The organism is Thiofilum flexile DSM 14609, assembly GCF_000380185.1.
Classification (GTDB): domain Bacteria; phylum Pseudomonadota; class Gammaproteobacteria; order Thiotrichales; family Thiotrichaceae; genus Thiofilum; species Thiofilum flexile.
In genome coordinates, this window is record NZ_KB904748.1 from 1 (window position 1) to 23,363 (window position 23,363).

The window sequence follows — 23,363 nt, forward strand, 5'->3', positions numbered from 1 at the left end:
GTAGTCGACCCCAGCGCACCATTTCTACCCCATCATCTGCCCCTGCCAAGGTGGCCGCTAGACCCAGTAATAGGATCTCGGGCAGCGGATAGATCACTTTGGCGAGTTGGCGCGGATCGCGTAGGCTTGCCAGATGTTCCATCAGACGGCTTACGGCATTGGCAGGAGGTGGGCATTGGGTAGGGGGGATAGGAGGAGTGTTTGGCATCTTGACGGCTCTCGGAGTAAAAGCCTTACTTATCCTCTATTTATATAGCAGGGTTCAAGCGATTGCCCTGATTCAATAATCAAGGGTAGGGGATTTAAGCCCGCTGCTTGTTTGCGAGCCTTGAGTGTGGTCTGTGTATCGGCATCTAAAGCTTGCCATAATACCTCGCCCATACCTTGCAAGCGTTCACTATCCACTGCATTTCGGGTATAGGCCAGCTCTAGTACTTTAGCTTGTTGGGGCAAATGTGGGTTGTTAGCTAAAAAATCAGGTGCAAAGGTCATCACATAGGGCGAGGCAAGCATGGTTATTCTCCCTTTTCGGCTTTAATCAGCGGCATGGCTTTAATGACACGTTTGTCGGTTGAGCCACCGCGCATCACCTCAACCTCGCGGGAAATTTCAAAGCGTACTTTGATCTTACCTTCGCAAATGGGACAGGTCGTGGATTTAATCAGCTCATCACCCTGAGCCGGTATCTCTTGTGGAATAGGATAATCAAAGGTTTTCTTACAGTGTGGGCACTCCACCACCGTATTGTTAACAGCAGCCATAACACTCTCCTCATAACACCAAGCCAAAAATTACTAAGCAAATACCAAAAAAGGTAGTCAAGCTCGCACTCATCACCAGCTTTTGTTTACGTAATGCTTGGGTCGCAAAATAGGTTTCGAGAGCAGGTATACTATTCGGGTTTACCTTGGTTTTAACCGGCAATAACACTAAAAAAGCTAGCCCCAATGCGACTAGCCAACTAGTAAAGGCAATTAAAATCAATACACCTGAAATAGTGCTAGTCTCATCTTGGGTTAGTTTCAGCACAGCACCATACAGGGCAGGAATGGCAAGATTCAGATTAATCAAAATCTTAGCTAAATCCTCCATGCGTCCAGCTTGATTCGCCACATCTTTGGCAAAGCTATCTTGTAGACTCTCTTGGTATTTAGACGGGCGTACTGGAATAGTGCCAGCATTCACCACTGGAACATCATCATGCGTATCAGACATAGGGGTATCCTGATAAAACTAAAAAGCGGATGCTGAAGAGTTTATCAGAGTTTAATAGATAGGGGGGATTTTGGTTAATAGATTGTATAACCCCACCCCAACCCTCCCCTTGGCAGGTGAGGGAGCCGGATTTGTCTCTACCCTTGGCAGTTGAGGAGGCGGTTTGCTTCTACCCTTGGCAGTTGAGGGGGCGGTTTTGCCTCTTCCCCTGCCAAGGGGGAGATTGAGAGGGGGTTTTAGTTCTAATGCCGTCCCGAATGACCAAACCCACCCGCGCCGCGTTCGCTTTGAGTAAACTCAGTCACCGCCTTTAATTCCACCTGCACCACCGGAACAATCACTAACTGCGCAATGCGCTCACCTACCTCAATGGTGAATTCGCTTTGTCCTCGATTCCAGCATGAAATCATCAGTTGCCCTTGATAGTCCGAATCAATAAGACCGACTAAATTGCCCAGCACAATCCCGTGTTTATGCCCTAAACCAGAGCGCGGTAAAATTACCGCCGCCAGACTCGGATCACCGATATGAATCGCCAAGCCAGTCGGAATTAACACCGTGTCACCTGGTTTTAGGGTTAAAGCCTGATCAAGACAAGCGCGTAAATCCATCCCTGCTGAGCCATCGGTTGCGTAGGCGGGGAGGGGAATAGTTTCTCCAATACGAGGGTCTAAAATTTTATATTCAAGGTTAGGGCGCATCGGGGGTATCCTTATAATGCTGATAACGTTTGGCAATCAATTGCATGAGTTCTACGGCAAGGGCTTGTTTGGTCATTTCAGGGAAAGAGTGTTGACCATCCCGCCACACCACTTCTAGTGCATTCGTATCCTGATCAAACACTTTGCCACCGGCGACTGAATTAGCCGCTACCATTTGTAGCTGCTTACGCTCTAATTTACTGCGGGCATAGGTCATTAAATCATGCGTTTCAGCGGCAAAGCCCACACTAAATAGCGCTGGGAATTGGCTCGTGACGGTCGCTAAAATGTCTTGAGTACGTTTTAGCTCAAGGCTTAATTCAGAGGCTGACTTTTTAATTTTTTGCTCGGCGACTTCAGCCGGGGTGTAGTCGGCTACGGCGGCGGTCGCAATAAAAATATCCTGTCCAGGCATATGGGCTAGGGTGGCCTCTAGCATTTGCTGGGCGGATTCGACTTTAAGGTGTTGCACCCCTTGCGGTGGTGTTAAGGCTACAGGGCCTGAAATTAATGTGACCTCAGCACCTAAAGCTTGAGCGGCTTCAGCCAGAGCATAGCCCATTTTTCCAGAGCTGCGATTAGAGATAAAGCGCACTGGATCAATCGCTTCGCGGGTAGGGCCTGCAGTCAAAATGACCTTAACACCCGTCAGTTGTAAAGGAGCGCTATCGGCTTGGAGTAGTTGCACGATCTGTTCGGGTTCTAACATGCGCCCAAACCCAATATCACCACAGGCTTGCTCACCACTCGCAGGGCCTAATAGTTTGACTTTGCGAGACTGTAAGGTAGCAATATTGGCCTGAGTCGCGGCATTGGCCCACATTTGCTGATTCATTGCGGGGGCAATAGCGAGTGGAGCCTTACTCGCTAAACAGAGTGTGGTGAGTAAATCATCTGCAAAACCATGTGTTAAACGCGCAATGCAATTGGCACTCGCCGGAGCAATCACAATCTGATCCGCCCAACGTGCTAATTCAATATGCCCCATACCGGCCTCGGCTTCGGGGTCTAGTAAAGTGGTATGCACGGGATGCCCAGATAACGCTTGAAAGGTCAGGGGGGTTACAAAGTGGGTTGCACCCTCTGTCATACAGACTCTGACCTCAGCGCCTGCTTTAATCAAGAGACGGGTCAGCTCAGCCGCTTTATAAGCAGCAATGCCGCCGCTAATCCCTAAAAGAATATGTTGTTGCGCCAGTGTGGGCATAATTCAATCCGAGTTAATAGCTAATGAAAACAAACAGCATGGCAATTACTGACTGGCCTATCGATGAACGACCCCGCGAAAAATTACTCCAACGGGGGGCGTCGGCATTATCCGATGCTGAGTTGCTGGCGATTTTCCTTCGTACTGGAGTGCGAGGCAAGACGGCAGTGGATCTAGCACGTGAATTAATTCAAACCTTTGGCAGTTTGCGCGGGTTATTTGAAGCCTCACAGGCTCATTTTTGCCAAGCCCATGGTTTGGGCGATGCAAAATATGTGCAATTGCAAGCCGTGTTGGAAATGTCTAAACGCTATCTCTATGAAAGTTTAGAGCGTGGCGAACCACTCTCCGATCCTAATGCAGTACGTTTTTACCTCAAAGCACGCTTACGGGATTATCGCCATGAAGTCTTTTGCTGTTTATTTTTAGATACCCGTCATCGCGTGATTCAGTTTGATGAACTATTTCAAGGCACTATCGATAGTGCGAATGTCTATCCCCGCGAAGTGGTGAAACGAGCCTTACACTACAATGCGGCCGCCGTCATTTTCGCCCATAACCATCCCTCCGGTATTGCAGAGCCAAGTACGGCAGACGAGCGTATTACCCAAAAGCTAAAAGAAGCACTCGGTTTAATCGAGGTGCGGGTATTAGACCACTTTGTGGTGGGAGAGCAGGTGATTTCTATGGCTGAACGCGGTTTAATTTAAGCATTAATCGCACTATCCACTCCCTCAAGCATTATGGCATGCTACCACCGCCTATAACTATTGGGTTTAAGCCGCGAACTCTGTAAGGTGTCTAGCACGATTACCCCGCCCGTTGAGGAGAGCATTTCATGTTATCAGTAATCCGTATTCCGGGTTTTTTAGCGTTTTTAAGTCTGGCTTTTTTGAATGCCTTTGTTGATTTAGGTCATAAAATCATTATTCAAAATACCCTGTTCAAAATCTATGAGGGTTCTGAGCAGGTTATTTTGACCGCAGTGGTTAATGCTCTTATTTTATTACCTTTTATTTTAGCGTTTAATCCCGCTGGTTTTCTAGCAGATAAATACCCTAAAGTGCAGGTTATGCGCTATAGCGCATGGGCAGCCGTCGCACTGACGTTGCTTATAACAGTGAGCTATTATCAAGGGTGGTTTTGGTTTGCTTTTGCCATGACTTTTTTATTAGCCTTACAAAGTGCTTTTTATTCTCCGGCTAAATATGGCTATATCAAAGAGCTATTAGGCGAGAAGCAATTAGCACAGGGTAATGCTTTTGTGCAGTCTACCACTATGATTGCTATTTTAGTGAGTATTGTGCTTATTTCTATTCTGTTTGAGCTGCTATTAAAGCCAATAGTTTTTACTACTGAAGCCGATATTATACAGGTGATGGTGCCTTTGGGTTGGTTATTAGTAGGTTTGTCTTTAATAGAAGCAGGGCTTGCTTATCAGTTGCCAAAAACACCCACTGCAATCTCCGAGCGTCACTATTCTTGGCAGGAGTATATTACGGCAAAGTCTAGTATTAAGGATATTAACTATGTGCGTAATCAACCGGTTATCTGGCTATCTATTATCGGTGTGGCAATATTCTTATCATTAGCTCAGGTTATTTTAGCCGTTTACCCTAGCTATATAGAAAGCACTTTAAATATTCATAATACCGCTATTATTCAAGGCTTAATGGTATTTGCCGGGATTGGTGCTTTAATTGGGTCACAGCTAGCCGGTAGTCTATCTAAGCAATTTATTGAAACGGGTTTAGTCCCGTTGAGTGCAGTAGGGATCTTTTTTGCTATTGGCTTGATTACTTGGTGGTCTACTCCGGTATTACAGGCACTTAATTTTCTGGTTTTGGGTATTATGGGAGGGCTATTTTTAGTCCCACTGAATGCTTTAATGCAATACCATGCCGAGAATAATCAATTAGGGCGAGTATTAGCTACTAATAATCTTATTCAAAATCTAGTGATGTTAGGGTTTTTAGTGGCGAGCGTACTACTGAGCTTATTAGGGGTGAGTAGTTTATGGTTATTTAGTGGTTTAACTATTATCGCGGCAATAGGCGCTATTTATACTATCTATCATTTGCCAGAATCGTTATTGCAGTTTGTGGCTAAACGCTTATTTAGAGCACGGTATCGCCTGAAAGTATTAGGGTTTGAAAACCTACCCGCACGCGGTGGGGTATTATTACTAGGTAATCATATTAGCTGGATCGATTGGGCTTTAGTGCAAATGGCTAGCCCGCGCCGCCTGCATTTTGTCATAGAGCGCGGTTATTACGAGCGCTGGTATATTAAATGGGTGTTAGATTTATTTAAGGTTGTCCCTATTCGTGGGGTGGCAAGTAATGAGGCGCTTAAAAGAGTCACTCAACTCTTAAGCGAAGGTGAAGTGGTCTGCCTATTTCCAGAGGGGACGATTAGTCGCACGGGACAATTAGGCGAGTTTAAACAAGGTTATGAAAAAGCGCTGGAGTCTACCGATGCGGTCATTGTGCCTTTTTATTTACATGGTTTATGGGGAAGTCGCTTTTCACGTTCGAGTGGATTTTTAAGAGCTAATCGCCAGTCTGGTTTTAAGCGGGACATTATTGTGTCCTTTGGTAAACCGTTACCTAAAACAACGGCAGCGACCACTCTAAAGCAGCAAATCTTCGAGCTTTCGATGAGTTCGTGGCAGGAGTATTCTCATGGCCTTGATCCGATTGCTTTGAGCTGGTTGCGTATTGCTAAACGGCGCGGCATGGGATTAGCCGCAGCGGATATATTGGGTGATCAAATTAGTTATCACCGTTTTATGACCGGCGTTTTCCGTTTTGCTAAAGCCATAGGTCATCTGAATCCAGAGCCTAATGTGGGGCTATTACTACCGACTAGTGTCGGGAGTGCCATTGCCAATATGGCAGTGCTGAGTTTAGGTAAGGTAGTGGTGAATTTGAATTTCACCGCTAGTACTGCCGCCTTACAGCATGCCGCCGCTGAAACTGGCATGAAGCGTATCTTTACCTCGCAAAAATTTGTGGAAAAACTGAAAGAGCGCAATATTCACGTCGCTGACATTTTTGCAGATTTAGAGCTGGTTTATTTAGAAGATATTAAAGCGAGTATTCCTAAGCGTAAAATGATTATGACGCTTTTAGCCGTGACTTTTTTACCGACTAAATGGTTACAGTGGCGCTATATTAAAAGGGTAGATTTAGAGAATACGGCAGCGATTTTATTTAGTAGTGGGAGTGAGAATTTACCAAAAGCTATTATGCTCTCACATCGAAATCTAGTAGCTAATGTAAGACAGATTGCCGATATGCTCAATACACGCGATAATGACGTCATTATGGGCACCTTACCTACTTTTCACGCCTTTGGCTTTTTAGCCACCACCTTATTACCTTTAGCGGAGGGTATTCCATTAATTTGTCACCCTGATCCTACCGATGGATTTAATATTGCAAAAGGAGTGGCACGTTATGAGGCGACGATATTATTAGGTACGGCGACTTTCTTACGTCTTTATGCGCGGAATAATAAAATTCATCCCCTCATGTTTCAATCGTTACGTCTAATTGTTGCAGGGGCCGAGAAATTAACGCCTGAAATTCGACGTGCCTTCTATGAGCGCTTTGGTAAAACGATTTTAGAAGGTTATGGTGCTACGGAGTTATCGCCGGTAGCCGCCGTTAATATACCGGATGAATTAGATACCCGTTATTGGTTTGTGCAGCAAGGAGATAGGCCGGGCAGTGTCGGTCTACCTTTGCCGGGGACTTGTTTTAGGATTGTTGACCCCGATAATTTAGAAATCTTACCAATTGGGCAAGATGGTTTAATTTTAATTAGTGGGCCACAAGTGATGAAGGGTTACTTGAATAATCCAACATTAACGGCGCATACTATTGTTGAATTAGAGGGTAGTCGTTGGTATAAAACTGGAGATAAAGGCCATGTGGATAAGGATGGCTTTTTAACAATTGTCGATCGTTATTCGCGGTTTGTTAAATTAGGCGGGGAAATGATTAGTCTAACGGCGATTGAAATGGAAATTCGTCAGGCTATGGAAAATCCTGATATGGATATAGTAGCTGTTAATTTGCCCGATGATAAAAAAGGCGAAAAAGTGGTTTTATTAATAGCAGGAGGTTATGAAGCTAAAACGATTCGTACTAAGTTACTTGAAAAGCAGATAAATCCACTGATGCTGCCCACTAATTACTATGCGGTTGAGCAAATACCTAAATTAGGGAGTGGTAAAACGGATTTTGCGGCGTCTCGTCAATTAGCAGTAGAATTAGCACAAAATAATTGAGAATGGGTTTAACTAACCCTGTTGGTATTAAAGCACTCGTTTTTTAACCCCTGCATGGCTCGTAATAGGGCTATTAGGTGAGCAGGCCTATTTATTCAACATAGAGAGGTGTCTTGTAATGAAAACGTGGCTTACTTTACTGGCGCTAATGGCGCTAATAGTGGGCATGATGAGTGTGCCCGCACAAGCTAGAATGAGGCCGCCGACTTGTGCTGCGGATGTGAAACAGTGCCATGATGGTAGTTATGTGAGTCGGAATCCTAGACTTGGGTGTAATTTTAATGCTTGCCCACCACGCGGGAGACCGAATTATGCATGGCCACCACGGTCTTGTGCTAGGGATGTGCGTATGTGTCCAAGGGGTGGTTTTGTGATCCGTAACCCTGCGCGTAATTGCACCTTTAATCCTTGCCCAAGACTACAGCGTCCACATCGCCCTGTGCGTCCACATCGCCCTGTGCGTCCGCAACGTCCTGTGCACCCACGTTATTAGTGCATTCGATCAAATTACAATATTAACAGTTATAATCATTCTTAGGGCACATCTCAAGTGTGCCCTAATCTTCTGGTAAACCCTATCGATTTGCTTAAAATATCTCCATTTTTTGGGGTTCTAGCGTTAAACTATGCGTTTTAGTGGGGGGTGGGATATGAGTTATTTAGATCGTATTGCAGCCTGTAATAATGCCAAGCTAGGGCAGTTTCCTACCTTTAAAGTAGCGGGACAGCCTTATGGTTATGTATTACCGAGCTTCGCTGAGTGTCTGGCGTGTTTTCCACACGTTTTTAGCGTGACCCATAATGATGTGTGGTTAGATAATAAATTAGTTCACTATAAAGAGCGCACGGAGGCTGTGATGGAGGTCATGTGCCAGCTTTATAATGACAAAATACTCGATAGCTGGGTAGGTGAGAATTATCCCATTACCCATAATTTTGGCAGTCATGCCGAGTTTGAGGTCGAACGTGCTGCGACGAGCTATTTAGGGATTAAAAACTTTGGCTTGCACGTCAATGGCTTAGTTAAAACAGCAGACGGTATTAAAGTCTGGGTGGGGACGCGTACCCTCACTAAGCCACTCTGGCCGGGTAAGCTCGATCAAATGGTGGCAGGGGGACAACCCGTTGGGATTAGTGTCCGCCAGAATATGCTCAAAGAAGCCGCCGAGGAGGCCGCTATACCGGCAGAGCTAGCGCAAACGGCGCAGCATGTGCGTAATATTGACTATCAGCAACAAAGTGAGCGCGGTTTAGATCGCTCGACTATCTTTGTATTTGACCTATGGCTACCCGAAGATTTTCAGCCAGTGAATACGGATGGCGAAGTGACTCAGTTTGAACTCATGACCTTAGAGCAAATGGCAGATCTCACAGCCCAGACCACTGATTTCAAAGATAACTGTAATCTTGTTAATATCGATCTCCTACTACGCTTGGGGTATATCAACGCCCAGCACCCCGATTATGACAAGATTCACCAAAACCTGAACTCAAGGATTCCTCCTTATGCGCACTGAACAAGCTCCTAAAACTATTTATTTAAAAGAATATCAAGCTCCCGATTTTGCTATTGAAGCATTTCATCTCCATTTTGATTTGCATGAGCACAACACCCAAGTCACGGCTACCGCTCAGTATTCTCGCACTAATAATACGCAAAATGATTTAGTATTAAATGGGGAATTACTGAAACTGATTAGCGTGAGTGTCAATGGGCAGCTATTAGAGGCTAGTCAATACACGGTGGATGAGGAGACGCTGAGTATTTCAAATTTACCAGCACAATTTGAGCTAACCATAGTGACTCAAATAGACCCCAAAAATAACAAAGCATTAGAGGGGCTATATCAGTCGAGTGGCAATTTCTGTACCCAATGCGAAGCGCAGGGCTTTCGTAAAATTACCTATTATTTAGATCGCCCCGATGTCATGACCGTGTTCACCACCCGCTTAGAAGCGGATCAAGCTAAATACCCGGTATTACTCTCGAATGGTAATTTAGTTGAGCAAGGTGAGTTAGGTAATGGGCGGCATTTTGCCGTATGGCATGACCCCTTTAGAAAACCGTCCTATTTATTCGCGCTGGTAGCGGGTAATTTGCAGCATGTGAAAGATTCCTTTACCACTAGCTCTGGGCGTAATGTCGATCTTTATATTTATACCGAAGCGCATAATATTGATAAATGTGGTCATGCGATGGCCTCATTAAAACGTGCTATGAAATGGGATGAGGAGCGTTTTGGGCTGGAATATGATCTCGATATTTATATGATTGTCGCAGTGGATGATTTTAATATGGGGGCGATGGAGAATAAGGGCTTAAATGTCTTTAACTCTAAACTGGTATTTGCCAGCCCTGAAACCGCCACCGATGTGGATTATCTCGATATTGAAGCGGTGATTGGACACGAGTATTTCCATAATTGGACAGGTAATCGAGTCACTTGCCGTGATTGGTTTCAGTTGTCCTTAAAAGAGGGCTTAACTGTTTTTAGGGATCAGGAATTTACCGCTGATTTACATTCGCGTCCGGTGAAGCGTATTGAGGATGTGCGCGGTTTACGCACTTTCCAATTTACCGAAGATGCTAGTCCTATGGCGCATCCGATTCGCCCGGCGTCCTATATGGAAATCAATAACTTCTACACTATGACTGTGTATGAAAAAGGTGCGGAAGTAGTACGGATGTATCTCACCCTGTTAGGGCGTGAGGGTTTCCGTAAGGGCATGGATTTATACTTTAAACGCCATGATGGTCAAGCCGTGACCACAGAAGATTTTCTGGCAGCGATGGCGGATGCGAATGATGTGGATTTAAGCCAGTTCCAACGCTGGTACGATCAAGCCGGTACGCCGGTGATTGAGGCCAGCATGGATTATGATCCAAAGGCGAAAACCTGCACCTTAACCTTTAAACAATCCTGCCCACCTACGCCAGAAACAGAGCATAAACAACCCTATCTCATTCCATTAGAAATAGGCTTATTAGATAGCCAAGGTCGTGATTTACCTTTGCAATTAGTAGGCGAAGACAAGGCGGTAGGAACAACACGGGTATTGCGTTTTACGGAGGCTGAGCAGTCATTTACCTTTGTGAATATTGCGGAAAAACCGTTGCCCTCATTGCTGCGTAATTTCTCTGCTCCAGTGAAATTATCTTACCCCTATAGTGGCGAAGAGCTAGCGTTTTTAATGCAGCATGATAGCGATGCCTTTAATCGCTGGGATGCGGGGCAACGCTTAGCCATGCAAACCTTTAAGGAGCTATTAGAGGCTAAGCATCACGGTTTACCCTTTGGCTTAGAGCACTATATGGTGCATGCTTTCCAAACCTTACTCATTGATCCGGCTCTTGATGATGCGTTTAAAGCCGAAGCCTTAGCGCTACCCTCTGAGACCGATATTGCCGAGGCTGTTCGTCCGAGTGACCCGCAAGCGATTCATGAGGTGCGCGAGTTTGTGCTCACGCATTTAGCCAAGGCGTTACGTCTTGATTTAGAGCAGGTGTATAGCGAACGTAATACGTTGACGTCCTATGAGATTGATAGTCAAAGCGTGGGGCGGCGGAGTTTAAAAAATATCGCCCTGAGCTATTTAGGACGGATTCAAGATGAGGGTATTGTGGCGCTAGTCGACGAGCAATATCGTCATGCCAATAATATGACCGATACCTTAGCCGCATTAAGCGTTTTGAATCATATTGAGGGCGAGGAGCGCGAGCTGGCTATCGAGGATTTCTATGCGCGTTGGAAGCAGAATAATTTGGTGCTCGATAAATGGTTTGCGCTGCAAGCAACGTCTTCCTTGCCGGATACCTTAAAACGGGTTGAAGCCTTACTCAATCACGAGAAATTTGATATTCGCAATCCGAATAAAGTACGCGCATTAATTGGCGCTTTTGCGATGCGTAATCCGCTGCATTTCCATGCCTTTGATGGGACGGGGTATGAGTTCTTAACCAGACGGGTATTAGAACTCAATACCTTTAATCCACAGATTGCCTCACGGATGGTTCGCCCACTGATGAATTGGCGGCATTATGAGCCAGTGCGTTCAGGGTTGATGAGGGCACAATTGGAGCGAATTCAAAATACTCCGAATCTATCCAGCGATGTGAGCGAGATTGTGACCAAGAGCTTGGTATAAAGCGGTTAGAAAGGGCAGGGTAGACTCTGCCCTTTTTTATTAGGTTGTATAGTATTCTCTAGATAGCGGCAATCAAAAAATCAGCGGGACACGGTAAGGGCGGCAAGCCATATTTTGTGCGTGCTTTATCACAGCTTTCATTTGGTTTGCCGTCTTCCCACGAGGCGGTGAATTCGCGGCAGGTGGAGGCGCGTTGCTCATAGATACCGCATTGCGTTGTTTGACCCACCACGCCCTGCAAAGCAATACAATGGGGGTGATTTTGGTTGGTTCCCCGCATCGCAACGCGAGTGATAGTAATAGGCTCTGTCAGTTCTGCTGGTACAGTGCCAAACGGGCTAGCCGTAGTTTCGCCCCAATAAAATGATACCCGAAAACTCGCACAGCAAGCCCCACAAGCTAGACAAGGATTGGACGCCACGATAATGCCTCACGCTAAAAAACGCGAGGTGGATTATGCTATTCCGTTGCTATTTAGCAAGAGCATGACGCAAGAAAAAACGCACTATTTCTTGCGAGGCATCAGGACCTTTAGGATCGGTGTAGGAGCCGCTACTATCCCCCCCAGACCACGCATGTCCAGCACCGTGAATTTTCCAATATTCAATCTCATGAATCCCTTGGCTATTTTCAATAATGGTGCAGGTATAGGGGTGGCTATCCGTCGGAGAGTGCTCCTGCGTGCAGAGTTTAAAGGACGCATTTTCATGTTGCTGTTGATATAAGGTTTTGGCCTGCTCGAATAAAATATCCGCATTTCGCGCCGCAACCGTTTTATCTTGATCGCCCTGAAAAATAATCAGCGGGACAAAGTGGCTCGGTTGGTGAATGGGTTTAATGCCTAGATTCATTGCCATTAAAGCCGAGGAAAAGCTCTGTGCGCTGCCAAAGGCTAGGCCAGAGTGAATACCGACAGCGCTATAAAGATCAGGGTATAAGGCCGCCATAATCGCAGACATCGCACCTCCGGCGGAAATGCCGGCAATATAGACGCGTTTTTTATCCACTCGATAGTCCGCCATAATGGCTTGCGTAATCCCCGCAATCAGGGAGGGCTCGCCTTGATTATGGGTTTGATCTTGGGGCTTAAACCAATTCCAACAGCGCTGGACATTGGCCTGAGCACTTTGTTCGGGATAGGCAATCAGGAGTTGATATTGTTCGGCTAGGGCATTCATTTGGGTGCCATTAGCAAAGTCATCACTCGATTGGGTGCAGCCGTGCAGCATGACCACGAGCGGGAGTGCTTTGGTTTTATAGCTGCTAGGAATATAGAGTTTATAGTCTCGACTGCCGTATTCATTGCTAAAGGTTTTAGTAATAAATTGGGCTTGGGAGGGGATGGGGGGGGGCGGTACGGGTTTAAACGAGTCTTGAAAGGCTTTAAATAAGGAGCCAAGAGCACCTAGGTTCGAGGGGGATTCGCTAGGTGGCGTCTCGTCGGGTGTCGCGCTCTGTTCTGTTTGGCTCCTAGCAGTTGTTTTAGTGCCTAAAGCACGTTGAAGGCTCTGAGTAGCTTCTCCCCATTGACCCGCTTTCACTAGCTTGATGGTTTCTTGCATGGAGGCTAGGAGTGGTGATTTCATGTGGTGAATCCTAAGGTAATACGGTTCTAAAATGTTTAGGCTAGTCTTTTTGTGCGCTGCGTCAATTAGTATTGTAGTTTAGGGGGTAAAAAAGTGTACAGATTCTGTGCTTGGAAAGAGTTTGCGACACGGAGTGGGGCTATTTATGATGTAGTTTCAAGTGTGATGTGGTTGGGAACAATCAGCTAACAGCTTCAGTATGAGCTTATATTGATCTCCAAATATCGTCGGATGTTGTTGATGTAGTGGGTCAAAGATAGCGAGCGCCTTGTCTAAATAGAGTTTAGCCTCTTGTGGTTGCCCCCATTCGAGCAAACTGTAACCTAAGCCTAGGTAACTCGTACCCAAGCCAAATAAGTACTGAGGGGAGTGGGTAACTAGCTGCTCTCTAAGACTAATAGCTTCACGATAAAGCCCTTCAGCCTCATCGCGGCGGGTGGGATTCTTACTCACTAAAAGGGCGAGATTAGTGAGGGTCAGAGCCAGATCGGGGTGATAGACCTGCGGTTGCGTCGCAGCAAGCTTACGCTGCAGGTTGAGAGCCTCACGATAAAGCGTTTCTGCCTCAACACGGCGGGGGGGATCCTGACTCACTAAACGGGCGAGATTAGTGAGGGTCTGAGCCAGAGCGGGGTGATAGACTTGGGGTTGTGTAGCAGCAAGCTTGCGACGCAGATCAAGAGCTTCTTGATAAAGCCTTTCAGCCTCAACACGGCGGGTGGGATCCTTACTCACTAAATTGGCGAGATTAGTGAGGGTCAGAGCCAGATCGGGGTGATAGACCTGCGGTTGCGTCGCAGCAAGCTTGCGACGCAGCTCAAGAGCTTCTTGATAAAGCCTTTCTGCCTCAACACGGCGGGTGGGATCATGACTCACTAAATTGGCGAGATTATTGAGGCTATCCGCCAGAGCGGGTTGATAGACCTGCGGTTGCGTCGCAGCAAGCTTGCGACGCAGCTCAAGAGCCTCTTGATAAAGCGTTTCTGCCTCACTCCATCGGGTGGGATCCCCACCCACTAAACTGGCGAGATTATTGAGGCTATCCGCCAGAGCGGGTTGATAGACCTGCGGTTGCGTCGCAGCAAGCTTGCGACGCAGCTCAAGAGCCTCTTGATAAAGCGTTTCTGCCTCACTCCATCGGGTGGGATCCCCACCCACTAAACTGGCGAGATTATTGAGGCTATCCGCCAGAGCGGGTTGATAGACCTGCGGTTGCGTCGCAGCAAGCTTGCGCTGCAGCTCAAGTGCCTCTTGATAAAGCGTTTCAGCCTCAACACGGCGGACGGGATCCTCACTCACTAAATTGGCGAGATTATTGAGGCTATCCGCCAGGTCGGGTTGATAGACCTGTGGTTGCATCACAGCAAGCTTGCGTCGCAGCTCAAGTGCCTCTTGATAAAGCCCTTCAGCCTCAACGCGGCGGGTGGGATCCTTACTCACTAAATGGGCGAGATTATTGAGGGTCTGAGCCAGATCGGGTTGATAGACCTGCGGTTGCGTCGCAGCAAGCTTGTGCCGCAGCTCAAGTGCCTCTTGATAAAGCGTTTCTGTCTCAACACGGCGGGTGGGATCCCCACTCACTAAATGGGCGAGATTATTGAGGGTAGTCGCCAGAGCGGGTTGATAGACCTGTGGCTCGCGCTCTGAAAGCGTCCGTTCAAGCCCTAATACCTCTCGATAGTGTAATTCGGCTGCTTGAAATTGGTTTTCTTGTTGTAAAAAATAAGCATATTTAAATAACCGCTCCGGTGTGCGCCCAGATCGTAATGCCTTTTCAAACGCTTCACAGGTCTTGGGTATCCGCTCCTCGCCTAATGCAAAATTAATTTTAGTGAGGTCAGCGAGTAGCATAAACTCGCTCGCTTTATCATCTAGGTGGGACTGAACCTCGGATTGTTCTTCTGCAAGCTGCTCTTTACGCTCAATAAGCTTATCTTGCTCCGATACCATCGCCTCCGTGTCTAAAATCGCCCGTGCTTTAGCATAGTCTCCGGTCTCAAATGCAGCTTTAGCCAACCGTAAACGCTCAGTATTCAATGGAATACGCTGAAAATCCTGAGCTAACTTAATCACACCGGCTTTAAAGCTTTCTTGTTGTTGTAGGAGTTCCTGTAGTTCTTCATAAAAATCGGGGTCATCAGGATACTTAGCAACTTTAGCGCGTAGCTTTTCTTCGGCTTGCTTGAGCTTCTGCCAGTCAGCGGAGTGATAGACATTGATAATGGTTTTGTGACCAATATCTACATTGCCATCGGCGTCAATATTACCTGTTTGAATATTGCCCTCAGCCGTCGCCGTCAAACTACTCAGCCCCTCCATAGCCCCTACTCCTATAGCTTATTTATTTATCGAGTGACCTACGTGAACACTACCATTCGTACTGGTTATATTTCCGGTGCTGATACTGCCGGTAATGGATTGATGATTCGCGGGCTTGCCACTTTTCAGCTCTTCTAGTTGCTGCTGTAGCTTTTCATTTTGCTCTAAAGCCAATTCGATTAAGTCGTTAAACTTAGCCCTATTATCCTCCCTCACTGAGTTTTCTAATTTACCAAAGGATTTGCCTAGATAGAATTTAATAGCCTCATAAGTAGCATTAGCAGCAACACCCCCCACGACACCCGCAGAAATAGTGTTATAAAGCCATGCAATAAGATCAGCAGCCATACGATGCTCCAAAGGGGTTAAACAGCATTGATAAGTATAAGGACAATATCTCTATACCGCAACCCAACTACTACAGCCTTGTTTTAAGAGAACCGATAAGGGAAATCACTAAAGGCACTGTCTATCAAACCACCCCCTCAGATGATAAAGTACCCTGCGGTATCCCTATATAAATACATTCATGACTAGTACACCTCATTCTCCGTCGGCTTTAGAAATACCTGTAACTGACCTAAAAGGGGTTACCGAAGTAGTACGGGAAAAATTAGCCAAGCTAGGACTCGTGACCGTCGGTGATCTCTTATTTCATTTACCCATGCGCTATCAAGATCGCACCCAAATCTATGCATTAGGTAATTTACGCGCCGGGCAAGAAGTATTAGTCGAAGGCGAGGTCGAGCAAACCGATGTCATTATGCGCAACCGCCGCATGATGGTATGCAAAATCAGTGATGGCTCTGGGCAGCTCATTTTACGCTTTTTTCATTTTAATGCCTCCCAGCAGCGTGGACTAGCACGCGGGGCATGGGTGCGTTGTTTTGGTGAAGTACGCCAAGCCGGTAATCATTTAGAAATGGCGCACCCAGAATACCGCATTGTACAAAATAATGATCCGGCTCCCATCTCAGACGCCTTAACACCCGTCTACCCCAGCACCGAAGGACTACAACAGCGCACCCTCAGACGTTTGATTGAACTCGCCCTAGAGCAAGCGCAAAATTTACCAGAACTATTACCACCCGCACTGGTACAACGCTATCAATTCCCCCCCTTAGCCGATTGCCTACAGGTGTTACATAATCCACCACCGACCTTAGCCACCCGCACCTTATTAGAGGGTAAGCATCCCCTACAACAGCGGCTGATTTTCGAGGAATTACTCGCGCATCAATTAGGGGTCCAACAAGCCCGCCATAAAGTAAAACAAGTATTAGCCCCACAAATGCTGGCACCGAATACTTATTTTAAACAACTCCTCACGCTACTCCCGTTTAAACCTACCGGCGCACAGCAACGCGTGATGGGTGAAATTGAGCAAGATTTGCGTGCGACCAGCCCCATGAATCGCTTAGTGCAGGGCGATGTCGGCTCTGGTAAAACGCTAGTTGCAGTGGCGGCAGCCTTACAAGCTATCGCGAATGGCTATCAAGTGGCTCTCATGGCTCCCACCGAATTACTCGCCGAGCAGCATTACCAAAACTTTAGCCAATGGTTTAGTCCGTTGGGTTTAGAGGTCGAATTTATTTCCGGCTCACAAACCCCACGCCAGCGTAAGCGTAAAGTAGAGAATTTATTGCTCGGTATTAGCCAGATAGCGATAGGCACTCATGCACTGTTTCAGCGCACGGTGGAATTTTTGCAATTAGGCTTGATTATTATTGATGAGCAGCACCGTTTTGGGGTGCATCAGCGTTTTGAGCTACGTGAAAAGGGCAAACAGGGCGAGCATTACCCGCATCAGTTGGTGATGACAGCGACCCCTATACCACGCACTCTAGCAATGACCGCTTATGGGGATTTGGATTATTCCGTAATTGATGAATTACCTCCGGGACGGCAACCGATTACCACGGTTGCCATTAGTAATGAGCGGCGCGAGGAAATTATTGACCGTATTGCCCTAGCCTGTTCACAAGGACGGCAAGTGTATTGGGTCTGTACCTTGATTGAGGAATCGGAAGCGCTGCAATGTGAGGCGGCGGAAAAAACCGAGCAGATGCTGAAAGAGCGTTTGCCGCATATTGCCATTGGTCTGATTCACGGCAAGCTACACGGCTCGGAAAAAGAGCAGATTATGGCGGCCTTTAAGGCGAATGAGCTACAGCTTTTAGTGGCAACCACGGTGATTGAGGTCGGGGTGGATGTACCGAATGCCTCTTTGATGATTATTGAAAATGCCGAGCGTTTAGGCTTATCGCAATTGCATCAATTACGGGGGCGGGTAGGGCGCGGAAGTGTAGCCAGTAGTTGCGTGCTCCTCTATCAAGCTCCCTTAGGCAAGACGTCGCGTAAGCGTTTAGATGCTCTGCGTCAAAGCCAAGATGGTTTTAAAATTGCTGATATTGATCTAGAGATTCGCGGCCCTGGCGAGGTACTCGGCACTAAGCAAACCGGCGAGGCTCGCTTACGTATTGCGAACCTAGTTCGTGATCAACGTTGGCTCGCGGAGGTGCAACAAGCCGCCCGTTTGATAGTGGCAAAACACCCCGAATTGACCCCACTGTTAATCCGTCGCTGGCTGCAACAAGCGGATGGCGACAGTGCCGCTCAATTCTTCCACAGCTAGTTGAATATGCGAGGGGGGGTAAGAAATAAAGGCTATTGAAAGCACTACGAAAACTAAGGTATCGCCCAAGAAAAACTTAAAATAAGCTGAATTAATAACTGGTTTTTTTTCAAGAGTGCGAGGTAGAATGTAGTCGACACTAAAGCGCTTTGACTTTTGCTATTTAGGCTTTACTACTTTAGGGTCGTACTATTTTGTGACTCTACTTCTACCACTAACCAAAGGAACTGTTAATGAAAAAACTAACCTTGATTGCCGCTTTAGCCAGTGCATTAAGTACTGCTCCGGTAATGTCAGCTAATTTTATTACCATTGGAACAGGTGGCCAAACGGGTGTTTACTATCAAGTGGGTTTGGCAGTATGTAAGCTCATCAATGCAGGTAAAGATAAACACAATATTGAGTGTAAAGCTCCTTCTACTGGGGGATCAGTCGATAATATTAACTCTATAAAAGCTGGGCAAATTCAGTTTGGGGTCGCACAATCAGACGTGCAATACCAAGCGGCTAAAGGTGAAGGCCAGTTTGAAACAGCCGGTGCAGATGCGGATCTACGCGCCGTTTTCTCCTTACACCCTGAGCCTTTTACCGTTGTGGCACGTAGCGAAGCCAACATCAATACCTTTGATGATCTAAAAGGTAAACGGGTCAATATCGGTAATGCCGGTTCTGGTCAACGCTCAACCATGGAACGTGTCATGGAAGCGAAAGGCTGGAAAATGGCTGATCTAGGTCTAGCCGGTGATTTAAAATCTGCTGAGCAATCTCAAGCCCTCTGTGACAATCAGTATGATGCAATTATCTTCACGGTAGGCCACCCTAATGGTTCTATCACTGAAGCCACCACCTCTTGCGATACCAAACTCATCCCTGTTACTGGTGCTGAAATTGATAAATTAGTAGCGGATAACACCTATTACACCAAAGCCACTATTCCGGGCAAAATGTATAAAGGTACTGATGCTGATACTGAAACCTTCGGTGTGGGCGCGACCCTCGTCACCTCAGCTAAAGTGAGTGATGATGAAGTCTATCAACTCACCAAAGCCGTGTTTGATGACTTTGAAAAATTCAAAAAACTGCACCCTGCCTTTGCCAATCTGAAAGAGGCTGACATGACCAAAAATATGCTCAGTGCTCCTTTGCATCCTGGTGCTGAAAAGTACTATAAAGAAAAAGGTTGGATGTAATTACCAAAACACTAGCAACTACGGCTGTTATTGGCATGTAGTTTGCTAGTTAAGAAAGGGGGACAAGTCGCCCCCTTTTTCTTTATGCTAGCGAAGGATTAATAATGAGTTCTACTCCTAAAAACTCAGCCATGACGGCGGAGGAATTAGAAGAACTCGTAGCTGCAACGGATAGTGGTGCTCGAAACCCTAGTGGCAAGGTCGCCTTGCTTATTAGTGGGCTTGCTATCGCCTGGGTCTTATTTCAGCTATGGGTTGCTTCCCCCTTAATGTCTGCCATTCCGCTCTCCTTACGGGAAGCGACGGGAATGGATTTTTCTTGGATGGTGTTTAATTCTGGGAAGTCACGCGCCATCCACTTAGCATTTGCCTTAATGCTGGTCTTTTTATGCTACCCATTCAATAGCCGCGCACCCCGTGATCATGTGCCGCGTTATGATTGGATTATTGCCATTCTAGGGGTGCTCTGCACACTCTATCTTATTGCTTTTGAAAAAGCTTTAACCATTCGCATTGGCGCACCTAATACCATTGATATTATAGTCGGGGTCATAGGGATAGCCGTACTACTAGAAGCCACTCGCCGCGCTTTAGGCCCACCTTTAATGATTATTGCGATGATCTTTTTGGCTTACTGTGTGGCAGGCCCTTGGATGCCTGATCTATTAGACCATAAGGGTTTTTCACTGCAAGAAATCGTGAACCAACAATGGATAAGCTCAGAAGGCGTATTCGGTGTGGCTTTAGGGGTTTCGGCGTCGGTTGTGTTTCTCTTCGTACTGTTTGGCTCCTTACTGGAAAAAGCGGGTGCGGGTAACTGGTTTATTAAAGTAGCCTTTGCGTATATGGGACATATGCGCGGTGGTCCTGCTAAAGCAGCAGTAGTTTCCTCTGCTCTCACCGGACTCATTTCTGGCTCCTCTATCGCGAATGTGGTCACGACCGGAACCTTCACCATTCCCTTAATGCGCCGGGTTGGTTTCTCACCTGAGAAAGCCGGAGCTGTAGAAGTCGCCTCCTCAGTCAATGGACAAATCATGCCCCCTGTCATGGGTGCGGCTGCGTTCTTAATGGCTGAGCGTCTGAATATGCCTTACTTTGATGTAGTGAAGCATGCCTTTGTTCCCGCTGCTATTTCTTATATCGCGTTAGTCTATATCGTGCATTTAGAGGCTATGAAAGCCAATCTGCTGGGCTTACCTCGTAGTTGGACACCACCACCGTTATTACAACGCGTCATTGGATTCCTCACTGGTTTTGTCATGGTTGGGATCTTAAGTTTTGCCGTGTATTACGGTCTGGGCTGGCTAAAACCGATTATGGGTGGCTATTCTGGTTGGGTCGTTGCAGCCGGGTTATTTATTGCTTATGTGGTGCTGATGAAACTGTCACTGAAGTATCCACCTTTAGTCATGGATGATCCTAATAAGCCTGTAGTGGATTTACCAGAGCCTAAACCGACCATCTGGGCGGGTTTATATTATATTCTGCCGATGGTGGTTCTGATTTGGTGCTTGATGGTTGAGTTTATGTCAGCCGGACTGTCTGCCTTTTGGGCATCCCTTTCATTAATGGTGGTGTTACTTACCCAACATCCACTACGTGCCTTATTATCCGGTCAGCGTGATAGTGGTGCGTTCAAACGTGGTTGGAATGAGTTCATCAGCGGCCTGATTGCAGGCAGCCGTAATATGATCGGTATTGCGATTGCGACGGCTACCGCCGGCATTATCGTAGGCGCTGTGAATCAAACTCAAGTGGGTGCTGCCCTAGCAGATGTGGTCGAAGTCCTATCAGGTGGGCATATTCTCGGCATCTTAATTCTGACCGCGATTTTAAGCTTAATTCTAGGGATGGGTTTACCTACCACTGCTAACTACATTGTAGTCTCTGCGCTCTTAGCGGATGTTGTGGTAGAACTAGGTCAAGCCAATGGCTTAATTGTGCCTCTGATTGCGGTTCATCTATTCGTATTCTACTTTGGTATTATGGCGGATGTGACTCCTCCGGTTGGTTTAGCGTCCTTTGCTGCTGCAGGTATTTCACAAGGTGATCCGATGAAAACGGGAGTGGTGGCGTTTGTATACAGTATTCGTACTGCTATATTGCCTTTCCTCTTCATTTTCAATACGGATATTATCCTGTGGGGTGACCATATTAACTGGTTTAGTGGGATTGCGATCTTTGTCGTAGCGACGGCGGCGATCTTGCTCTTTACCGCAGGCACACAAGGTTGGTGGTTAGCGCGTAGTCGACTATGGGAATCGGTCGCTCTGATATTAATTGCCTTTACCTTATTCCGTCCGGGCTTTTGGATGGATCGTGTCTCGCCTCCGTATAATGAGTTATCAGCTAGTGAGGTGTATAAAGTTGCCGAGCAGGTTAATCCAGGGCAAGCTATACGTCTTAAGATAGAGGGTAAAGATACGGTCGGTGATCCCTTTATTCGTTACATTGATTTCCCAGTTGGTGAAGGTGCAACGGGTAAAGATCGCTTAGCGGCTAGTGGTGTAGACCTCGTTGAGAAAGAGGACAAATCGTTAGAAGTCGATACAGTGACTTGGGGTTCTGCAGCTCAAAAGCAAGAGATTGAAATGGGCTTTAGAATTACCGAAGTACTGCAACCGAATGATCAACCTAGCAAATATTGGTTCTATCTTCCAGCGCTTGCCCTCTTAGGTTTTATTGGTTGGTTACAAATCAGACGTCGTGACCGAGAGGCTAAACATGTATAAAAAAATCGTTTTCCCTATTGATTTACAAGACTTAGAGCAGATTAGTCCCTCTCTATTGGAAGCTCAGGCGCTTGTCAAAATATTAGGGGCAGAGCTGCGGCTAGTATCGGTATTACCCGGATATAGCATGCCGATTGTGGCGAGTTATTTCCCTGCCGATATGATCCAAAAAGCCATGGTAGATGCTAAAGCAGCACTCAGTACGCTGATTCAGGATAAGCTAGATGCTAACCTGAGTATTAGCCGTAAAGTACGAGTAGGGCGTCCTCATGAGGAAATTTTGGCAGAAGCGGAAGCATGGGGTGCGGATTTAATCCTCATCCCTAGTCGAGTGAAAGCCACGGTGAATCATTTAGTGGGGTCAGTCGCTCAACGTGTTGCTGAGCGGGCGCATTGTTCGGTATTGGTGATGCGAGCTGTACAAGCTGCAGAACCTGCTGTTACTAACTAGTCTTTTTTAGCCCTTAGCTGCCTTAAGGCGGCATTGAGTACCGAGCACTGTAATGGTGCTTGGTACTGTTTTTCGGTATCAGAGTCTTATTATTCTAATGCTTGCAAGGCTTGTTTAAGTGCGGTTACACGCTCTTGATTATTAGCCGCTAAGCTACCATCAGCCTGCCATAGGCTATTTTCAAATCCCACCCGCATACAACCTCCTTGTTTTGCAGCAGCTAACAAACACTCAGTTTCACTCACCCCAAACGCACAAACCGCCCATTGCAGTTCAGAGCGTAATTGCAGTTGATCGAGGAGTTGTAAAAAGGGTATTAAATCTTGCGGGCTACTTTGTTGATTTTGTGTATAGCGTCCGAGTACAAATAAGACTTGAGTTTGCGTTTGCCACGGAATGAGCTGCATATCTATGGCCTGTAACCAAGCCAGTAAATCATCCGCCGAGTATAAAATATGCTGGATAGTCACCGTATTATCCGCCGCCCACGCATAAAAATCACGCGCGGCCTTTAAGGTATTCGGTGCTTGATTAGGCACCATCTCACGCCATGCTACCGACATATAGGCAGGTGCTAAGGCTCGCATAATCGTTTGTTGCTCCACCGCTTGATAGATGCCCGCTGCTTCAGATGTGACCTGTACCACTAAATCAGGCACTTGCACGGTTAATTCAGTGAGTAGTTCTTGATAGCGACCCACATCTAATACATGCCGACCTTGAGCATCACGCACATGAGCGTGTATGCCTCCCGCCCCGGCCTGATAACAAGCCTTAGCACAGGCCACTATTTCAGGAATGGTCATGGGTAATTCAGGATGGTCGGCTTTAGTACGTCTGGCACCATTGGGTGCTACCATAATGTTGGGTAACACAAGCAT

General features: G+C 46.7%; 20 protein-coding genes. 9 read left to right on the forward strand and 11 right to left on the reverse strand.

Annotated elements, in window-relative coordinates:
- From A3IK_RS18250 to coaBC, 6 genes are all read right to left on the reverse strand, one after another.
- Positions 1-142, reverse strand: a 142-nt coding sequence (locus A3IK_RS18250; RefSeq protein WP_245539450.1) for a transposase family protein, incomplete at its 3' end; no start/stop codon positions are given.
- Between the two features lie 95 nt (positions 143-237).
- A complete protein-coding gene (locus tag A3IK_RS0102425) occupies positions 238-513 on the reverse strand; it encodes a hypothetical protein (RefSeq protein ID WP_020558373.1) in 276 nt (91 codons plus the stop codon).
- Between the two features lie 2 nt (positions 514-515).
- Complete coding sequence (locus A3IK_RS0102430; RefSeq protein WP_020558374.1) at positions 516-761, reverse strand: hypothetical protein; 246 nt, start codon at positions 759-761, stop codon at positions 516-518.
- Between the two features lie 10 nt (positions 762-771).
- On the reverse strand, positions 772-1,215 hold the full coding sequence (locus A3IK_RS0102435) for a hypothetical protein (RefSeq protein WP_020558375.1): 444 nt from the start codon (positions 1,213-1,215) through the stop codon (positions 772-774).
- A gap of 242 nt (positions 1,216-1,457) precedes the next feature.
- Positions 1,458-1,916, reverse strand: coding sequence for a dUTP diphosphatase (dut, locus tag A3IK_RS0102440; protein ID WP_020558376.1), 459 nt, complete (start codon positions 1,914-1,916; stop codon positions 1,458-1,460).
- The gene (gene coaBC, locus A3IK_RS0102445; RefSeq protein ID WP_020558377.1) at positions 1,906-3,123 is read right to left on the reverse strand and encodes a bifunctional phosphopantothenoylcysteine decarboxylase/phosphopantothenate--cysteine ligase CoaBC; all 1,218 of its coding nucleotides are present in this window, start codon (positions 3,121-3,123) and stop codon (positions 1,906-1,908) included. Before coaBC ends, dut begins: the two co-directional genes overlap by 11 nt.
- Positions 3,124-3,161: 38 nt before the next feature.
- Between coaBC and radC the strand changes: the two genes are divergently transcribed.
- The 5 genes from radC to pepN all read left to right on the forward strand — a co-directional run bounded on the left by radC (position 3,162) and on the right by pepN (position 11,566).
- Complete coding sequence (gene radC, locus A3IK_RS0102450; RefSeq protein ID WP_020558378.1) at positions 3,162-3,833, forward strand: RadC family protein; 672 nt, start codon at positions 3,162-3,164, stop codon at positions 3,831-3,833.
- 128 nt (positions 3,834-3,961) lie between these two features.
- The gene (locus A3IK_RS0102455) at positions 3,962-7,420 is read left to right on the forward strand and encodes an acyl-[ACP]--phospholipid O-acyltransferase (RefSeq protein ID WP_020558379.1); all 3,459 of its coding nucleotides are present in this window, start codon (positions 3,962-3,964) and stop codon (positions 7,418-7,420) included.
- Positions 7,421-7,538: 118 nt separating this feature from the next.
- On the forward strand, positions 7,539-7,913 hold the full coding sequence (locus A3IK_RS21250; protein ID WP_162596607.1) for a hypothetical protein: 375 nt from the start codon (positions 7,539-7,541) through the stop codon (positions 7,911-7,913).
- A 157-nt stretch (positions 7,914-8,070) separates the two neighbouring features.
- A complete protein-coding gene (locus A3IK_RS0102460; RefSeq protein ID WP_026220778.1) occupies positions 8,071-8,937 on the forward strand; it encodes a DUF4743 domain-containing protein in 867 nt (288 codons plus the stop codon).
- The gene (gene pepN / locus A3IK_RS0102465; protein ID WP_020558381.1) at positions 8,927-11,566 is read left to right on the forward strand and encodes an aminopeptidase N; all 2,640 of its coding nucleotides are present in this window, start codon (positions 8,927-8,929) and stop codon (positions 11,564-11,566) included. The genes A3IK_RS0102460 and pepN overlap by 11 nt, the downstream gene beginning before the upstream one ends.
- Positions 11,567-11,624: 58 nt before the next feature.
- Here pepN and A3IK_RS0102470 read toward each other — a convergent pair whose 3' ends face one another.
- From A3IK_RS0102470 to A3IK_RS0102485, 4 genes are all read right to left on the reverse strand, one after another.
- Positions 11,625-11,987: a YkgJ family cysteine cluster protein gene (locus tag A3IK_RS0102470; RefSeq protein WP_020558382.1), complete on the reverse strand. Its 363-nt coding sequence runs from the start codon at positions 11,985-11,987 to the stop codon at positions 11,625-11,627.
- A 49-nt stretch (positions 11,988-12,036) separates the two neighbouring features.
- Entirely contained in the window at positions 12,037-13,152 is a 1,116-nt protein-coding gene (locus tag A3IK_RS0102475) for an extracellular catalytic domain type 1 short-chain-length polyhydroxyalkanoate depolymerase (RefSeq protein ID WP_020558383.1), read from the reverse strand.
- A gap of 156 nt (positions 13,153-13,308) precedes the next feature.
- Complete coding sequence (locus A3IK_RS20045) at positions 13,309-15,471, reverse strand: tetratricopeptide repeat protein (RefSeq protein ID WP_020558384.1); 2,163 nt, start codon at positions 15,469-15,471, stop codon at positions 13,309-13,311.
- Positions 15,472-15,489: 18 nt separating this feature from the next.
- Positions 15,490-15,819: a hypothetical protein gene (locus A3IK_RS0102485; protein WP_020558385.1), complete on the reverse strand. Its 330-nt coding sequence runs from the start codon at positions 15,817-15,819 to the stop codon at positions 15,490-15,492.
- A gap of 181 nt (positions 15,820-16,000) precedes the next feature.
- Here A3IK_RS0102485 and recG point away from each other — a divergent pair, with 181 nt between their 5' ends.
- The 4 genes from recG to A3IK_RS18260 all read left to right on the forward strand — a co-directional run bounded on the left by recG (position 16,001) and on the right by A3IK_RS18260 (position 22,482).
- Complete coding sequence (recG, locus tag A3IK_RS0102490) at positions 16,001-18,106, forward strand: ATP-dependent DNA helicase RecG (RefSeq protein WP_020558386.1); 2,106 nt, start codon at positions 16,001-16,003, stop codon at positions 18,104-18,106.
- A gap of 233 nt (positions 18,107-18,339) precedes the next feature.
- Positions 18,340-19,296, forward strand: coding sequence for a TAXI family TRAP transporter solute-binding subunit (locus tag A3IK_RS0102495; protein WP_020558387.1), 957 nt, complete (start codon positions 18,340-18,342; stop codon positions 19,294-19,296).
- Positions 19,297-19,400: 104 nt separating this feature from the next.
- On the forward strand, positions 19,401-22,031 hold the full coding sequence (locus A3IK_RS0102500) for a TRAP transporter permease (protein WP_020558388.1): 2,631 nt from the start codon (positions 19,401-19,403) through the stop codon (positions 22,029-22,031).
- Entirely contained in the window at positions 22,024-22,482 is a 459-nt protein-coding gene (locus tag A3IK_RS18260; protein WP_020558389.1) for a universal stress protein, read from the forward strand. The genes A3IK_RS0102500 and A3IK_RS18260 overlap by 8 nt, the downstream gene beginning before the upstream one ends.
- 89 nt (positions 22,483-22,571) lie before the next feature.
- On the opposite strand, the gene A3IK_RS0102510 is transcribed toward A3IK_RS18260, so the two are convergent.
- Positions 22,572-23,363, reverse strand: a complete 792-nt coding sequence (locus A3IK_RS0102510; protein WP_020558390.1) for a beta-keto acid cleavage family enzyme — start codon at positions 23,361-23,363, stop codon at positions 22,572-22,574.

Coding starts and splice junctions, on each gene's coding strand:
- A3IK_RS0102425 (WP_020558373.1), bottom strand. CDS start 513: ATGCTTGCCTCGCCCTATGTGATGACCTTTGCACCTGATTTTTTAGCT.
- A3IK_RS0102455 (WP_020558379.1), top strand. CDS start 3,962: ATGTTATCAGTAATCCGTATTCCGGGTTTTTTAGCGTTTTTAAGTCTG.
- pepN (WP_020558381.1), top strand. CDS start 8,927: ATGCGCACTGAACAAGCTCCTAAAACTATTTATTTAAAAGAATATCAA.
- A3IK_RS0102430 (WP_020558374.1), bottom strand. CDS start 761: ATGGCTGCTGTTAACAATACGGTGGTGGAGTGCCCACACTGTAAGAAA.
- A3IK_RS0102510 (WP_020558390.1), bottom strand. CDS start 23,363: ATGCTTGTGTTACCCAACATTATGGTAGCACCCAATGGTGCCAGACGT.
- A3IK_RS18260 (WP_020558389.1), top strand. CDS start 22,024: ATGTATAAAAAAATCGTTTTCCCTATTGATTTACAAGACTTAGAGCAG.
- A3IK_RS0102500 (WP_020558388.1), top strand. CDS start 19,401: ATGAGTTCTACTCCTAAAAACTCAGCCATGACGGCGGAGGAATTAGAA.
- A3IK_RS0102435 (WP_020558375.1), bottom strand. CDS start 1,215: ATGTCTGATACGCATGATGATGTTCCAGTGGTGAATGCTGGCACTATT.
- radC (WP_020558378.1), top strand. CDS start 3,162: ATGGCAATTACTGACTGGCCTATCGATGAACGACCCCGCGAAAAATTA.
- coaBC (WP_020558377.1), bottom strand. CDS start 3,123: ATGCCCACACTGGCGCAACAACATATTCTTTTAGGGATTAGCGGCGGC.
- A3IK_RS0102475 (WP_020558383.1), bottom strand. CDS start 13,152: ATGAAATCACCACTCCTAGCCTCCATGCAAGAAACCATCAAGCTAGTG.
- A3IK_RS0102485 (WP_020558385.1), bottom strand. CDS start 15,819: ATGGCTGCTGATCTTATTGCATGGCTTTATAACACTATTTCTGCGGGT.
- A3IK_RS20045 (WP_020558384.1), bottom strand. CDS start 15,471: ATGGAGGGGCTGAGTAGTTTGACGGCGACGGCTGAGGGCAATATTCAA.
- A3IK_RS21250 (WP_162596607.1), top strand. CDS start 7,539: ATGAAAACGTGGCTTACTTTACTGGCGCTAATGGCGCTAATAGTGGGC.
- A3IK_RS0102495 (WP_020558387.1), top strand. CDS start 18,340: ATGAAAAAACTAACCTTGATTGCCGCTTTAGCCAGTGCATTAAGTACT.
- A3IK_RS0102460 (WP_026220778.1), top strand. CDS start 8,071: ATGAGTTATTTAGATCGTATTGCAGCCTGTAATAATGCCAAGCTAGGG.
- recG (WP_020558386.1), top strand. CDS start 16,001: ATGACTAGTACACCTCATTCTCCGTCGGCTTTAGAAATACCTGTAACT.
- dut (WP_020558376.1), bottom strand. CDS start 1,916: ATGCGCCCTAACCTTGAATATAAAATTTTAGACCCTCGTATTGGAGAA.